We start from the raw sequence: 15,755 nt of genomic DNA, 5'->3' as shown, positions 1-15,755 counted from the left end.
TTAAGGCAACGGCTCTCTTTCCCGGTGCCCGATCGGTACGATGATTAAGAGAAAAAAGAAGAGTGGGAGCGCCAACAGTATCATTTGAGTCCATATATCGAAAGTTTCCCGTGAGGATACGATATTGGTGATTAGGTATAATACCAATACGATCTCGGATATGAATACCAGTAATAGAGGCAAGACATATCGCTTATAATGTTGTGCCAACATGTAGAACTTACTGGATGTCATATACAGGGTGATTAGGATTAATAGTATGAGAAATAGGAATATATCACCCAATACGAAATAAATAAGCATCGGGTTGGAGAATTCCGTATTTGCCAGTTGCGCCAGATCATCGGAGCAACTGGTGAGTTGCTCGCCTTGCGGAAAAGGATTTAGCAAATAGAATAAAGAGTTGAAAAGATTATCTAGTAAGGATACCTCGCATTCTTCCTCATACATGACCATCTTGAGTACTGGTTCTTGCTTATTCTCTCGATTTTCACAAGTAGTTACGGGAACGCCCATTTCATCGTAATCGACGAAACAAAGGCGGTCTACCAATTGGTATTTCAATAGAATGGATAGATAACCGATATGTTTTTTCTCCTTGATAGGGAATATGACATTTAGATCGTAGTTTTTATATATTTTATTACCATCCACGCAAAAGGAATCAATTACGAAACTAGTGGACTTCACGAATTGTACAAGTTCTCTCCGGTTCTCCAGTTTAAAATCGAAATCAGGGAAGTAAAGAGTCAATCCGTTGAGTTTCCGGAGAGACGGGTTTCGGTTGATCGTACCGGTACCCTTTGTGAATAAGTTATTTAAAAGAGCCATCTGGGATTCTTTCGATCTTAAGAAATCATTCGTCGCTTTTGAGTTTCGGAATAGGACTAGTAAATCGACGGGTGTATCCGAATAAACGGGCATATCTATCAAGCACTCCTGTTGTTGCCAGTCGCTTACTTGGCTAGGTTGCCTGCTTTCTGTATCCACTACATACCCTAGATATTCCATTCGGCTGAATTTCCGGATAAGGTTTGCCGGTAATTGCTCATATACGGATTGCAGCCAATATGGTACGATCGGAAAAGCTCGTTGGTTGTATTGGCTTAGACGTTCGGATAGGCGTTCGGTTTCCGATGATGCGCCATCTACCTTGAATACGGGAATACTGCAATTTCCCTTTTTCTTTTGTGCGGCGATCTCTTCTTTGCTACGTTTATCGAAATAACAGAAGAACGTACGAACCGTGGAGGGGCGCAGTTCACGCACGGATAGCAACCAGTTCTTTACGGCCTGCGTGTAAGTGGTGTCGTAGACGAATGGGATGAAGCCGGTTTCCCTGTATCCGATGGCGTCTTCTTCCCAGGGCGTAATGTTGAGAGCGATGGAAAGAGGAGCTTCCTTGATGAAAAACTCAATCGTTCCGCTTCCTCTGATGGAGGGATTCTCGTCCGGATTGTCCAGAACTCCTGTAACGTCTTCTGTCCATACGGGGCAAATGATATAGCCTTGTTTATCGGAGTTGAGCAACGATTGCATATTATCCAGATCTCCGGTTTTACCTTTGAAGAAATACATATTCTCGACGGTAGGGGGAGGCAAGATCTTTTCCGGTTCTCTTTTATTGAAATAATACCACAAAGCTTGCGTTACTTTGACTGGGCCAAGCTTTTCATCGAAGAAGCGGCAGAGAGGATCCGCATTGGCTTTATTCTTGGATGCGGTTAATAACTCGTTTCCGAACAGCCAAGGTGTATATGCGCATTGCTCTACATGATCGGGTAATAAAGAACTTGGGGACTGTAAATAACCCAAACGTGAGATCGCTTGGTTTGCGTCCGGGTTTGTTACGAAAGTGAAAGCATTCCCCAATTCAGCGGGATAAACGATATAACCGCATTGTTCCGTTAAGATACGCTGGGTGATCGAGTCCATAAGAGTCTGGTAAGAGACGATCGGGGTACGAATCTCTTCCAGTTCCAACTCGGTCCGCTCTCCTAAACTCCGGAAATAATCCAATCGCTCCGAGAGACTTCTTTGGGCGTTAACGGCTTGTGCCATGATTACATGAAGTAATAAGCCCAATAAAATGCCGTGGTAGGTAGTTCGATATCTGGTTGACATAAGGGTAAATTTAAAGTTCGATATTTATTCGTATCAGATTATTCTTTAAGATTTCTCCGGTGCGGCCAATCTCTTTGTTGTCATTATCGGCCCAAGCTTTTCTCCATGCCTTATAGTCCTTGACAAATAGGGCTAGCTCTTTCGGAGGAAGCCAATGAACCGTGAATCGTAGATGTGCCGGTATCTTCTCTCGCAAGAATTCTTCAAGACGAAGCTGAAAATCCGGCCGTTGCTGCGTACGTTCTGTTTGCGAGAGGATTGCCGTTAAGGTAAATTCCCGGGAGGGGACTGAATGATCAGTCGCCTCCGGTGAATGCAGGAGTATGTTTTCCAGAATGAAAATTTGCTCTTCCGCATCTTCCCATCCGAGTATGGAATAGAGATATCTTTCCAATCCGGAAAGGGAGTCTGCGTCGAATAGATTACAGCCCAGATACCGGTCCCGGATAAGTTCCGGTAGTTGTCGCAGGAACCGGACTCTTCGTTGACGGTTTATCTCTTTATGGGAGTAGCGGAGAAAAGGCTGGTTGCTATTTTCTCCGTAGATTTTATCCAACGTATCCAATAGCAGATCTTTGTTTTGTTCCATAGAAGCGGAACCGGGTGTTTCCATATTTAAGGCCATCCAATCTTTTAGATGATTCATTTCTTCATGTCCCTCCGAAAAGAGATGGTCGAATATAGAAAGATATGCCTTGAATGAATCGGTAAACGAGTCCTTGTAGCAAATTGGGAAATCATTTGTGACGCTATAATCATTCAGATGAATATGGCGACTGTCCATGAGGATCGATTTGGCTTGTTTTTTCTGTTCTCGTATTGCATGGTTGATATTATTCCGCGAATGCAAACGATTCAATACTTTTGTGGCATTAATCTCTACCGCTTGTTGGTTTTGGTAAAGTCGTATCTTGATTTGCTCAGGGGAAGATAATGCCAATGTATAGGCGTATTCACCCTCTTCAAAACCTTGAAATTCCAAAGAGTGTATCGATAGAACCCCTTGTATCTGCTTGATCCCTTTGAAAAGCTTGTATATGGGAAGTGCGCTACCTGTATAATGACTTCCCGGTGCGAATAATTGAATCGCCTCCGTATAAATGGCGATCAAGGTTTTTTCCGGAGAGATGCTACCGTCTATATCGATATTTCCAATGAGTAATAAAGGTTTCCTTCTTACGAAATGGATTGCGTGTAGGTGTTCACCTAAATTCCGGTTTGCGTGATATAGTTTCTTAATCTTTTCCTTGATTTTCTTTTCTTCCTGTTTGTGTTGATCTTCTGAGATAAAGGACGAGAGTTCTATAAATATGTCGAACCATCCGTGACAGATCTGATCATTGGATCTATAGGGATGGATTTGTATGTCCGATAAGTTAACTAAGAAGTCAGTGTTATCTAATTGATCTAAAAAATGGTCTCGGTAATCTTTGGGTGTCACAGGGGCCATCCCGGAAACCCGTTCAGGACTGAACAAGCCGTAATCCTCCGGATTGAAACGATTATCCGATCCGGTGAGATATTGTTCTAATGGGAAACTCATTTGGTAATCCAATTCGCTTAAGGCGTAATTTAAGATGTCCAGAGTCGTGATTCCCGGGTCGTGTGGGGCATGGTCTGTCCACAGTTGCCCTGAAAGCTCCCGGATTGTTTCCAAGGCATTCTTTTGGAGGCTATCGAATATGGATTCCTCCTTTTTTAGCTCTTGCAGGTTGGGCAGATCATCCATGGCTATTCTTGATTAAAGGTGTTTCTCCGGTCGGAGGCGTCCATCCGGTAATCTTTCCATAAATCGGTTATCTGGAAACAAACAAAGATGTTGTCTCCATAATCCCGTCCGCTACGTATTTGCAACTTGCATTTTTGTCCGGGGCCGTACCAACGGAATTTGATCTTGTTAAAAAAGGAACCGAACCAGGATTGATTCGTACGGATTTTTCGATGTTTTCCGTAACAATGGATAGCCGTGGCTTCCACTAATGCGTATTGTCCGCTTTTTAACTTACCGCATCCAGCCATGATGCGGTAGGCACGACATCCTTCCGTTGGTATTTGCAGGGTATGCCATTCGCCATCTGCGGGAAATTTACCCCGTATCGCACCGTCGAAGCGGGTTGCGGAAAGACTGCCGTTGATACGTATATCCATACCGGGTTGGTTCATCTCGATGCGACCGTTTGGATGAAGCGATAGTATCGGTTCATCTTGCCCTTGACGTATGATATGGAGTTGGCTATTGTTACCTAGGTATATTTTCCACTCTGGAATATTGTCTTGTATGTTCGTGAATAAGCTGATGACGGGACTGTTTTCCTTGGAAGGAGCTAACCGTAAGCCATCATCCGGATTTTTATCGATCCCGTCGTCGGAAATATTGACCATGGAATCGATTAATTCGTAGAAATGCTTTTGGTTGGGCATACTTCCGCGCTTAAAGTATTCTTTTAGTGTATTTCTGTTTGTACGAGGCATATCCGGTTTGTTTTATTTGTTAATAATAAAATTACTTCCAACTCCTAAATATCCGAGTCCGAGTTGTTCCAGTAGTTCGTCTTTTTGGTCAATATATAGCAAATGCCTATCAGAAGGAACTAATATGCACCAAGGTTGGGAAGGGCTAACGTTGAAATTTTGCCTTGCCTCTTCCGGGTAGCGGTTTAGATAATAGCTCTTTTGTTGGTCTTTTGCCGTATATACGACATGCGCTACGCTTAATATATCAATGTCCACGATGGCTTCACACTCTCGTATGGAGTTATAAAGATCTGTCGATGAGAACGAAAGCCCAAATACCGGGATCTCTTCCTTATCTCGCCAAGGCGCGATACAATTATTAATGCGTGCCTCTGTCTGGCGGAGTATATCTCCTACGGGATATCCGGGCTTTATCCGGAGGTTACAGCAAACGGTTACTTCCTCGTAGACCGGAGTGATAGCGTCAACGGTAATGAACGGACTTGTCTTGTCACCTATATAATCTTCGATTCGCATGAGTAGCCTATGTTCGCATAAAGGCAAGATCTTTTTATCTTTCTCCTTTTGCATCACGACCAATGTTACGATCGGGCTCCTGTTTTGAGCTTTACTGTCTATTCCGGGCAAGCAAAGTACTTTTTTGACTTCGGGGAACTGAGCCAATGTTATTTGCTCGTAATCCCTAGGCAATACAGCCCGTTTCCGATGGGACATCTCTTGGGTGATCCGGAGCCGCATATCCTCTGGCGTTTCCGGCGAACGTCCTCCTTTAGCGGGTATGATCTGGTAAATATCCGTAAGTCCCGGCATACTTTTCTCGAAAGAAACGAGTCCCGTGAAGCTTTCGAGTTCCTCACTGATCAGGGCTTCCATTTCTTCGGGGATTTCTAACCGGGCTTTCACTGGGTTTAGATAGACATTTCGTATGGATGAACAATTTTGCGTGTGGCAAGATACTTTTGCCGAAAGCCAGAAATCTCCATTTATGTCTAGCATTTCCTCGCTAATAGGTGAGGGAAGCAGGACGTCTACCAAACCTGTATTCAACAGATTCCCGGTTGTATCGGAAAGTAAATTACCCGGTTTGATAAACTCCCATTGCTTGCCGTTGAAGAAAGACCATTGTACGCAAGGAAGATATTCTTTTCCGATTTCCCGTTTCAAGGCAGCCATCTCGAAGAATAAACGGATCTGGTCGTTACCGATCGAGTTACCAATACCGAATAGAATAATCCCATCTTCTGTGGGTACTTCCACCATTGGGAACGGATGACGTAGATCGATTTCATGTAATTCCTTTTGCCTCAATGGATGGATATGATAGATACGGCATCTATCTCTTGGGGTATCGCCATTGAAAAAGTATTCTTCCTCGGCGCTATAACCGATACCTATACTTTCAATCATAGGGTTGTAAGGAGGTTTGGGCACCGGGGTCTGTTTACGGGTATGGCTGTTTCTTATCATGATATCCGCAAAGAGCATCCGGTACTCCGTCTGCCCGAATCCGCCGTTCGGATCTGTGAGTCTAATCCTGAAGAAGCCTTGCTGGGTTTTCGTATATTGATATTGCTCTTCTTCCGTGGAGACCGTAATGTTTTTGAACGGTTTGTCGTAAACGATCTCGCTGTACTCCGAGAGCTTTCCCCTAGGGGAAGTATGCTTGTCTTTCGTATTGAAGAGACAAGATGTACTTCCCGGTAATTTTACCCATTTCTGGTCTGTTAGTTTTTCCCATTCAACTTTGAAGGTGGTATTATCGATAGGTGTCTTATATGCTTGATACAAATCATAGAAACCTCCTTCCGAATAAGGTAGATCCGCCCATTGTAAAGTAATACCTATGGATTGGATAGGCTTGATCGCTATCTCATAATTACCGAATGCGAACCATGAGCCTTTTTGAGCTTCTAACCCGAATAAAGGGAAATGTACGCTTGCGTCTACTTCTCCCAGAGGATTATAGATTTTCAAGGATGACATGCCGGATACATGTACCTTTATCTTTAAGCTAGTAATAAAAATACGGTGTACCCAAGAGTAGGGGAATAACCAAGCATCCGTGTTCATCAATATACGGAGCGCTGGGTTCCGTGTTTGGCAACCATGAGTTTCAGAGCAAGGTGTTGTAGGGTCGAATTTCTCATTAAGGACGAATTTCAGATAAAAGGAGTTTTCGTTGATGAATGTCAAGGTGTAGGCGTATATCGGGGCCCAACCTTTCTCTGTGCTTAACTCCAATAGGAAAGCGTCGTTTAATACACGCCCGGTTTCGTGGGAAGATTGTTCCGTGGTAGCGATTAATTCTTTGAAATATGATATGGAGTCTTCTTCTAATCCGAATGTGATATGTATATCCCGATGTCCTTCCCGAAGTAATAACATGGGAGATTCGATCATCAGTCCGGCTTGTATAGAGGATTGGTTCTCAAAGATTAGCTCTGAGTCCAGATTGGGCTTCTTAGAAGGAACGTTTCCGATCCTGTCATTCAACTGTTTTTGCCAGATGGACGTAACGAAGCCTAATCGGCTCGCTGGATATTTTTTCGGATCTTTTTCCAATAGTAACGAATGTATACTCGTTATTTTCATGTCATTGACCGAATAATCTTCGTCCGTACGATAACAAAATTGGATATCTTGCGCAGGAAATGGTACCTGTGTTATAATACCTGTACCTTTGGGTAACTGGGCTTGCCGTGCGGTATTATTCTTCACGGCGATAAACCAAGCGGAAGGAATAATCGCTTTTTGGGGAGATTCCTTCAATATTTGGTTGACATAAAATAACGGATAAGCTTCCCAGCGTTTATTGAACTGATCTACCAGATATTGATAGTTTTTCAAGAAAGCGATTAAAACAGCTAATGAGGGATCGGTCTCTCCGCTTTTAGCGATTTCTTGGATGTAAATCTCCCGTTTGTTTTGTAAATTACGGAGGATACGTAATAATAGGTAGAGACTTCTACGAACCGTTTTAGGATTGGATAGGGTTATTAGCTGAAGTCTCTGGTTATATTTCTCCATATCCAGAAATAAATCGGACATGGAATCTCTAAAGATCCGATGATTCAATCTTTGATACCAATCAGAGAACTTATGGTATAGAGCGTTTCTTAGATAGGTGATTTCTCTGTTACTTTCCGGTGAGTTCTCATTTTGCCACAAAATGAAACTCTGTTCGATCCTAATTGTATCTGTTTGCTTGATCTCATTGAGTATGGCTAAGGATTGGTAATGATATAAAAAGGATGATTTCGAAAAGGCACGAGCCAATAAATTGGAGAGATTTTTCTCGAGTACTTGAAAAGGCTCATGTATCCGGAAATCATTCTCCAATTTTTTTCTTGTCAATCCATCTTTATTCCATTGTTTATTCATCGGTTAGAATCAAAATAGATAGGATAGGTCAATTCTTGTTGGACATTATTCATACGTATCGTATAATAAAGTTCGATAATCAGAATGCCATCTTGAATCGAAGCCTTATTAATTTCTATGCGATCAAGCGAGACTCTAGGCTCGTATAAGAGAACAGCTTTCTCGATAGCGCTTTTAATCATGGTCTCCATGGTAAGATCTAATTGTTCAAACTGATAACGATATAGTTCCGTACCGTAATCCGGACGATGTATTCGCTCCCCTGTGCGAGTGGAGAGAAGGATGATCAAGCTTTGCCGGATGTCTTCTTCATAATTAGACATGCGGGTGGGATTATCATTATGGCTGAATTCTGGGGGGAATGCCCATCCTTTACCTAAAAAACTATTTTTGTTCTGCATAAATCATTCGATTTAATTAATCATTACAACGCCTCCTTTTACAACGGTTTGGCCGGATGCGGATATTTCGGCGGTGGCAGACCCTTTTACTTTAACTCCCATTTGTGCGGAAACCTCGATATTCAAGCCATTTATCTTGGTATCTTGCTTAGACTTGGATTCGATACCCATTCCTTCTGTCTTGACATTCCCTCTTGCCTTAAATATGAGATCTTTGCCGGATTCTACCATAATTCCGTTTTTATCCATACAGACCTTGTTCTTATTAGCATCGGATAACAGAATTTGCTTTTTGTCATCATCCAATATGAGCGTGTTCTCTCCGGGAGTCCCTATTGTGATAATCTTTTTATCATCGTCCAAAGTAATTTTCAACTGGTTTTTTGTAACAATTGTCTTTAAATTATTTTTTGGATCTAAAGAAACCGGCGTTTTTCGTTTGCGACTGTACAAACTTCCGATAATCACAGGGTGGCAGGGGTCCTCATTGATGAATTGCAGGACTACCTCATCATCGACTTCCGGTAGAAATAACATGCCGACCCCATTGCTTGCGTACGGACTGACCGGCCGAGCCCATATCTCCGTCTTCTCACATTGTAACAAGGGTATATCGACTAATATAAAATTCTCGAAATCTTTATTATCTCCGATCTTTTTAACGATCCCTATTTGTAATCCTCGTATGCCGGGCAAGAAACCACTAGCTGCGGGAGCCACTACATCGGGCTCTTCGGTAATGACTACCGGATTGAAACCCATATAGACTTGTGTCTTCCATTCGCCTCCTTGTAGTGTATGTTCTACTGATTGAACAAATGCGTTTCCACTATAATGTTTGCTTAATCCTTCTAATTTGATAATACAGCCCGGAATAATAGACGCATTCCCGTAAATTGTGATGGAGCCTTGAAAACGTGCCAGACCGCTCCATAAAGCTTGCGCATCGGCCCAAGCATGTAAAGAAGCGTCGCCGATGGGAGCGTTGGTTTGATAAAGCATCACTTCATTTGCCAGACCGGATAGATCCTTTGCGGCGATATCGCCTTGGGCATTGAGAGGAGGTTTGCTGGCGGTGGCTTTGATAATTTGTTGACGGCTCACGTCCCAAGCGCAGGCTTTTGTATCTGTGTATTGCTCGGAAGCGGATATAGAACCATCGAAAGCGATTAAATTATCTCCATAGGTGATGGTTAAGACCGGGGAGGCGGATATATTCGGTTTACATACCTTGACTTGTTTACCGTCAGTGATAACGACTAATCCGTTATTTTGTGCTCGTGTGAGTACAAAATCCCAATCTGTACAATAATATTGTACCAGTTGTGGAATTTCTATACCGGTGCTATCTACTTTGGCAGAAAGCCCGTATTGTCCCAGAATCTTCTTGATAACGGCATCATCTTTACTATTTTCATATACATTATTTTTACGTCCAAAGGTTGCAGGATATGCGAACCCCCTACATTCTAAAACAAATAGAGTTTGTTGTTCGCTATTGATTTTTAACTGATGGGTTGTAACGCACCCCTCAAATAAGGTGCTGACCTTATCTGTTGGACCCGCTTGAAACTTAAGCTCCGTACCCGGATTGAATATTTTGTTGTCTGGTATTTCAAATTGGCTGTTGTCGATAATATCAGCGCTGATGGAGATCGTTGCTTTATCGATCTTATTACATGCTCTGTATATTTTTGCATTGATTACGGAGTATTGCTCCGTTACATCTTTACCATTTAGGAATAGTTTGATTATAAATGAATTATCCATATTCATTATATTTTAGGGAACCATAATTGAGTTCCGGGTTTTATATCTCTAAAGCTGATTAGGTTATTAATGGAGGCAATCATTGGAGCGTAACCAGAATTTTTATATTCTTTTGCGCATAACCCGATTAGACTGTCTCCTTGTTTAAAAGTAACGAATTTACCCTCAGCTTTTTGATTTTTCTTTTTTGCTTGTGTCTCTCTACTACTAATCGCCTCTGTTAGTGACAAGGAGCCTTTAGCTCGTAAAGGATTGCCATTGGGCGAGAATAAGGTGTAATCCCAATTTAGGCTGGTTAATCTCCCCTTGAAAATGAGACTCCCCCAAATTACTTTAAGGAAGCAAGGGCTGGGTGGATCGATCTCCGCGCTAGGTAGAAAAATGATATTCTCCAAATCCTTGATCCTTTCTGTCACGGTTTTTTTCCCCGTCGGGATAATACCGGTACCATCGAAGTGTATATCAAAAGAGAGAGTGGAGGGGTTGGTGTGTTTATACTCCGGTAGTTGCTTATCCTCTTTTATGCTTTCGTCTTTCTTATAGGAGGTAGATTTGCTTAACTTATAGCTATCCGGATTGATTTGGACGGTGATATTACCCAATTTCTCGCCACCTTTGTATTCAATTGATTTATATGCCTCGATGATCAACTTTTGGTTCATGTTTTATCGCTCCTTTCTACAAGAAAAAAGGTTAGACAAATCTTTCTTGGCCTCACGAATTATCTCCTCTTTGATTTGTTGTATCAAATCACGGGAGAGAGGGAGGTCGGGTTCCTTTTTCTGTTGTGTCACTTTTGCGGACACTTGGATTTCTTTTATAGTTATAGCCATTGCTTAAATTGTTCTTTTTTCGTATCTTCTGTATCTCTTATCGACATACGGATCAAATTAGTATAAGCCATCTCCAATGTTTCAATCACCAACTCATTCTTTTGGGAATTCAATGCGCTAATGTCCCATTTTACAGGGTAAGCATTGAGCACAGACCAATTATTTAGGGGAAAATGCCCGGCATCCAGCAATGATATAGTTAAATTGACGGGAACGATCTGGGCACTTCCATTATTTTCCAATACTTTAACCACATATGTCTCTAGCACATGAGGCAAAGGCATTAAAGAACGTTTCAACACAAGGTTACCGTGCTTTCGTCGGGTAGGCACCTGATAGCTGAAACTGTTTTCTCCCCCTTCTTTAATCGTTTCCGTCTCCATTTCAAGTTGTAGTCCCGAGACCTCTTGGAAAGAGGTCTCGATCAATCCTTCGAAAGTCACGTTGAAATAAAACGCTACCGGAGGAGGGACAATATGATCAAACCTTAGCATTAAGCGTTTTCTATGGTCAATCCTTCATGCGCTAAATCTAAGGTTTCGATGGCGGCCTCGTTTCCATCGGATTTTAAGCTGACACCGGTAACCTTAGTCGGCCATGCGTTCGATAATTTCCAAACCATCGTAGGGCTTCCTGCTTCATCCAGTAAGCTGATTGTTACATCTTCTCGCTGTATTGTGTTCATTTTTATCTTGTTAAACCAATCGAATAATTTGTTATCCGCTTTGAAAACCCCTTTCTTTAGACTGACATTGCTCGTCTTCTTCAGTCCCGGCATCTTGATATTTGAGAAAACCGGGCTATTACCATGTCGGTACTCAATTACTTGGGCTTCCATATCCAGACCAGATACCTCTTTAAAAGCGATTTCCCCGAGGCTACCTAATTCTACCTTAAAATAAAAACTGGGTAACGGCCATACATTATCTTGTGCTTCTCCTGCCATATTCGTATTTCTTTAATAGGTTTTAATTCTTAAATTATCAGCTTTTTTGCATTTGTTGTTGGAATGTGATCTCGATAAATTCCGCAGGTCTGGTAATAGCCACGAATACGGATATCCTGAGGATACCTTCCAGAATATCCTCGGGAGTCATCGTGTCTCCCAATCCGATATGAATGCTATATGCGTCTTCGGGGGAAGTTCCTGCTAATCCACCTCGTTTCCATACGCCCCGTAAGAATCCGTCTATCATACTACGCATATTTACCCATGTATTTGCTACATTCGGTTCGAATACATAGGCACGGGCGGCGTTCTTGATCGATTCCTCTAGGAAGATCATCGTACGCCTTACGTTAATATAACGCCAGTCTAACGAGTTACCATCCATCGTGCGGGCACCCCAAACCTTGATTCCTTCACCGGGAAAGCTACGGATTGCGTTTACGGCTTTTCCGTTCATCGGTACGTTCAGATCTTCTTGCTCGGCATTTGTGATCGAGAGTGCGGGTGTGACTACGTTATTGATGGAAATATTCGCAGGGGCTTTCCATACTCCCCGGGTGTTATCTACCATAGTATAAAGACCGGCCATCGAAGCTGAAGGCGGAAGTAAATTGATCCTCAAGCGAATCTCTCTCAAAATGGAGCGGTATACGGAACTGACTTGGTATAATAAGGTATGGAAACGTTCCGCCTCGTCCTCTTTCATGGTAAGCAAAAGCTTGAACTTGTCCATAAGTTCATTGACAGCCTCATTCGTTACACCGGACTTCTTTGAGAATTCGTTCAAGATCAGTTCCTCCAATTTCTCTAAACTATCCTTTTCTATATTATAAAAAGTGATATCTTTCTCGGTGACGATAGATGTATTTATCCATGGATAATAGGAGGCACAGTACGCAAGGAAATTGCTACCTATATTTTCCCGGAAACTTTTGATAACCGCACCGTTTTCATCTTTGTATCCGTTGAAAACATCTAATATGGCAAAGCGATTTTTCATATCGTTACCACAGTGCATCAAAGCGGCAGTTTGAACTTTGTAACAATCGCCTTCCTCCATATATACGGCTTCCGGAACGACGACCAACGTGGGCTCCTGTTCTTTTTTTAAGGCTAAGAGCGCATTTGTAAAGTCTATGCTTTTAAAGTCATGCTCATAATCTCCTACGGAGACGATATAGCACGGTCCTCCACCGTTAGCGTAGAACAACAACATATTATAATATAAAGCATAGAACGTTTTTGGCAAAGTAAGCTGGCAACTTCCGTCGGGGAATAATACGTTTATGTCATTGGTGGTGTCCTCACTCTCGGAATCTTCCGGACGAATTCCGAATCGCAAGGTGGGAGCGAAACCGAAGAACGAATGGAACTCAGCCATAGAAGATATACGGAAAGGGATACCGGTCAAATCCTTGTTACCGTCCCGTGCGAATTGGGTATGCCCGATAAAGGCAGGGATGGCGGTAGCGACTTCTACGACTGAATTAGGAAAAGCGTTTTTCTCTATGATATAAACGCCAGGGGTTTTCATTTGTGCCATACGTTATTTTTTTAAGGATTTAGATATAAAGAATTTGTATAATAGAATTCTCGGTAGATTGTAATTCCTTTATAAGGAAACGTCCCAAAGAGGGAACAGGAACATGCCTTAATAGCATTCTTTTAGCATATTCTCTTTTCTCGTAAATCGTGATATCTGATCTTCTTTGGTAATAAGACTCTTCCTTAATCTTTATCGGATATTCTGTGCTGATACGAAAAATGTCCTTATTCATGAAACGGATTTGCTCGGGATTCTTGAAGCTAATATTTTCCGGTCCATTATCCTCCATAAAAATATCCATTGACGCATTTTCTGGATTACGAGGTATCAAGATAAAATCCCAATAGGCTTCTTTTGTGTGATAATGGATTTCTTTCTGTATTGGGCATTTCGTTTTTAATAATTCTTTGGTAACATGAATGATCACATTGAGCCGATTCAGTCGGTTATCGATAACACTTAATTGTATATCTGAATCATTTAGCTCTTCCGGTAGCAGGGATTGTGTATACAGTAAAAAATTCGGATCTTTTGAATGTGCTTGAAACTCAAGGTTGAGACCATCCGGGGAGGTTGAAAGGTGATCAAGAAGCTCTTCTCGATCTCCAATTAGTGCATATTGATTTCGACCCGTTTGCCTAAAAGGATATTTAGGTCCTCCTAATACGACTCTATTCGTTCTCCTGGGTTCTATCTCGAAGATTTCAGAAGGAATACATTCATTATAATATTCATGGCTAAATATAATGTTAATCAAAAAGTCAAATTTCATCATTGGTTTGTTTTATAGTTATAATATTCCAAAAGTAGATAAAAAGAATATGGCATGATATTAAATGCTATATGTTTGATAACATTATTTCTAATTTATTTTTTGACTTGATATTCGTTGTTTTATATCCTTGATTTCTGTTCCGTCAAAAGATATGATTCGTGCTTTACATAGGATTGATGGATAATAATGCCCTCCTAATATACTCCATATATTGCTGAGCTCTTGCATACTAATTGTTACGGGTTCGAGCGTTATGGTACCTTGGTCTGGTAATTTAAGAATGGAATTTTGTTGTAAGAAGGAGATTGAATCCGATAATATTTGTATAGATTCTAAGTATCTTTTAGATGAAAAAACAGCGGCAACCATAATATATATATTCAAGTACCATGGTGGAGATGTTTGTTGGAATGTGTTATTTTTTGTGTTCCTATAGGGGGCAGAGATTCCCATTGCTGTCTCTCGCTCTATATTCACGATAGAAAGTATGATTTTATCCGATTGATCCTCATTTGGAGTCGCATCAATACTTCCGGCTTCCACTATAATTTCTGCCCGTTCATAATAGTTGGAAAGAAATTCGTTCATTTTCTCTGCGAGTGTGTTTATTAATACGTGTATCATGGTCTTTTGCTTTATTTGTGCTAAAGGTAAGGAATAAATTTGTTTTTCAGCTTTATAATTTCATTGTCTGAATTCTTTCTAGCAAATTACCTTCGTTTCGATTCGTGATAAGAATTAAAATTGTTTTTTGATTATCATAGATAATTACGTCTTGGCGGTTTCCTGAAAAAGATTGAAAGAAATGTTGATCCTGAGATTGGGCTATGCTTATTGTGTATTTTTTATCTACTCTTATTTTCTATTATGTGACTTCGGAAAAACACGTACGACTTTTTTTGAAAACACGTACGACTTTTCTCATAAACATGTACGACTTTCCGGTAAAACATAATCGTGTTTTTAAACTGTTAATGTTCAGTGATTTATGTTTTTGTATCATTCACGCACTTATTGTATGGAAAATTATCACATCGCCACTCAATAAATCATAATATACCTCCATGTAGAAGTGCGGCATGCTATGTCTCTATAACAGGATGTCTCCAATAGGGTGAGAATCGAGTAGTATGGCTTTATCACACGTACATTATATAACTTGTTAAGTCTTGAAAAAAACTTGAAAAATAATACTGAAAATGTTTGGTAGTTATGTTTTATAGCACTACTTTTGCACCCGCATTCGAGAGAGAACGTCGGTCCAAAATGATGAAACAAACTTTTAGAAAAAAAGTTCCGAAATAATTTGGAGGTTTAAAATAAAAGTCCTTATCTTTGCATCCACGTTCGCAAAACGAAAGCGACAAAAGAGTTCTTTGAGAGATTTACATAATTCAACAAGTAGTACAAGTATTAGGAAAATTAATTTTCCGGATTGATACCGTCAAAGAAGTATGACTTTGGACTACAATAACGGATTCCGGAGCGAGGATAATAAAAC

The 15,755-nt window shown here is 41.1% G+C and carries 12 protein-coding genes; all 12 read right to left on the bottom strand.

Going from position 1 to position 15,755, the window contains the following annotated elements; genetic code table 11:
* Nucleotides 1–2,124, bottom strand: coding sequence for a hypothetical protein (locus tag ACESPU_RS11485; protein WP_057325980.1), 2,124 nt, complete (start codon nt 2,122–2,124; stop codon nt 1–3).
* A 10-nt stretch (nt 2,125–2,134) separates the two neighbouring features.
* Nucleotides 2,135–3,853 (bottom strand): hypothetical protein, encoded by a 1,719-nt coding sequence (locus tag ACESPU_RS11480; protein ID WP_057325979.1) that lies wholly within the window; start codon nt 3,851–3,853, stop codon nt 2,135–2,137.
* A 2-nt stretch (nt 3,854–3,855) separates the two neighbouring features.
* On the bottom strand, nt 3,856–4,545 hold the full coding sequence (locus tag ACESPU_RS11475) for a hypothetical protein (RefSeq protein WP_226766670.1): 690 nt from the start codon (nt 4,543–4,545) through the stop codon (nt 3,856–3,858).
* 63 nt (nt 4,546–4,608) lie between these two features.
* Complete coding sequence (locus ACESPU_RS11470) at nt 4,609–7,980, bottom strand: hypothetical protein (RefSeq protein ID WP_373133368.1); 3,372 nt, start codon at nt 7,978–7,980, stop codon at nt 4,609–4,611.
* Nucleotides 7,977–8,303: a GPW/gp25 family protein gene (locus tag ACESPU_RS11465; protein WP_228002619.1), complete on the bottom strand. Its 327-nt coding sequence runs from the start codon at nt 8,301–8,303 to the stop codon at nt 7,977–7,979. Before ACESPU_RS11465 ends, ACESPU_RS11470 begins: the two co-directional genes overlap by 4 nt.
* Nucleotides 8,304–8,393: 90 nt before the next feature.
* Nucleotides 8,394–10,151, bottom strand: a complete 1,758-nt coding sequence (vgrG, locus tag ACESPU_RS11460) for a type VI secretion system tip protein VgrG (protein ID WP_217773512.1) — start codon at nt 10,149–10,151, stop codon at nt 8,394–8,396.
* Nucleotides 10,152–10,156: 5 nt separating this feature from the next.
* Nucleotides 10,157–10,813 (bottom strand): hypothetical protein, encoded by a 657-nt coding sequence (locus ACESPU_RS11455; RefSeq protein ID WP_005867031.1) that lies wholly within the window; start codon nt 10,811–10,813, stop codon nt 10,157–10,159.
* A gap of 161 nt (nt 10,814–10,974) precedes the next feature.
* Complete coding sequence (locus ACESPU_RS11450) at nt 10,975–11,478, bottom strand: phage tail protein (RefSeq protein WP_005861439.1); 504 nt, start codon at nt 11,476–11,478, stop codon at nt 10,975–10,977.
* Nucleotides 11,478–11,930, bottom strand: coding sequence for a phage tail protein (locus ACESPU_RS11445; protein ID WP_005861441.1), 453 nt, complete (start codon nt 11,928–11,930; stop codon nt 11,478–11,480). The genes ACESPU_RS11450 and ACESPU_RS11445 overlap by 1 nt, the downstream gene beginning before the upstream one ends.
* A 37-nt stretch (nt 11,931–11,967) precedes the next feature.
* Nucleotides 11,968–13,476 carry a phage tail sheath C-terminal domain-containing protein gene (locus ACESPU_RS11440; protein WP_005867035.1) on the bottom strand — a complete coding sequence of 503 codons (1,509 nt, stop codon included), beginning with the start codon at nt 13,474–13,476 and terminating at the stop codon, nt 11,968–11,970.
* 19 nt (nt 13,477–13,495) lie between these two features.
* Nucleotides 13,496–14,251, bottom strand: coding sequence for a hypothetical protein (locus ACESPU_RS11435; RefSeq protein WP_158532589.1), 756 nt, complete (start codon nt 14,249–14,251; stop codon nt 13,496–13,498).
* Nucleotides 14,252–14,341: 90 nt separating this feature from the next.
* Entirely contained in the window at nt 14,342–14,878 is a 537-nt protein-coding gene (locus ACESPU_RS11430; RefSeq protein WP_158532588.1) for a DUF4255 domain-containing protein, read from the bottom strand.
* Between the last annotated feature and the right edge of the window lie 877 nt (nt 14,879–15,755).

Source organism: Parabacteroides sp. 20_3, from assembly GCF_964238835.1.
Classification (GTDB): Bacteria; Bacteroidota; Bacteroidia; order Bacteroidales; family Tannerellaceae; genus Parabacteroides; species Parabacteroides distasonis.
The sequence above is the reverse complement of the archived record's forward strand: the minus strand, read 5'-3'. Positions and strand labels throughout refer to the sequence as shown.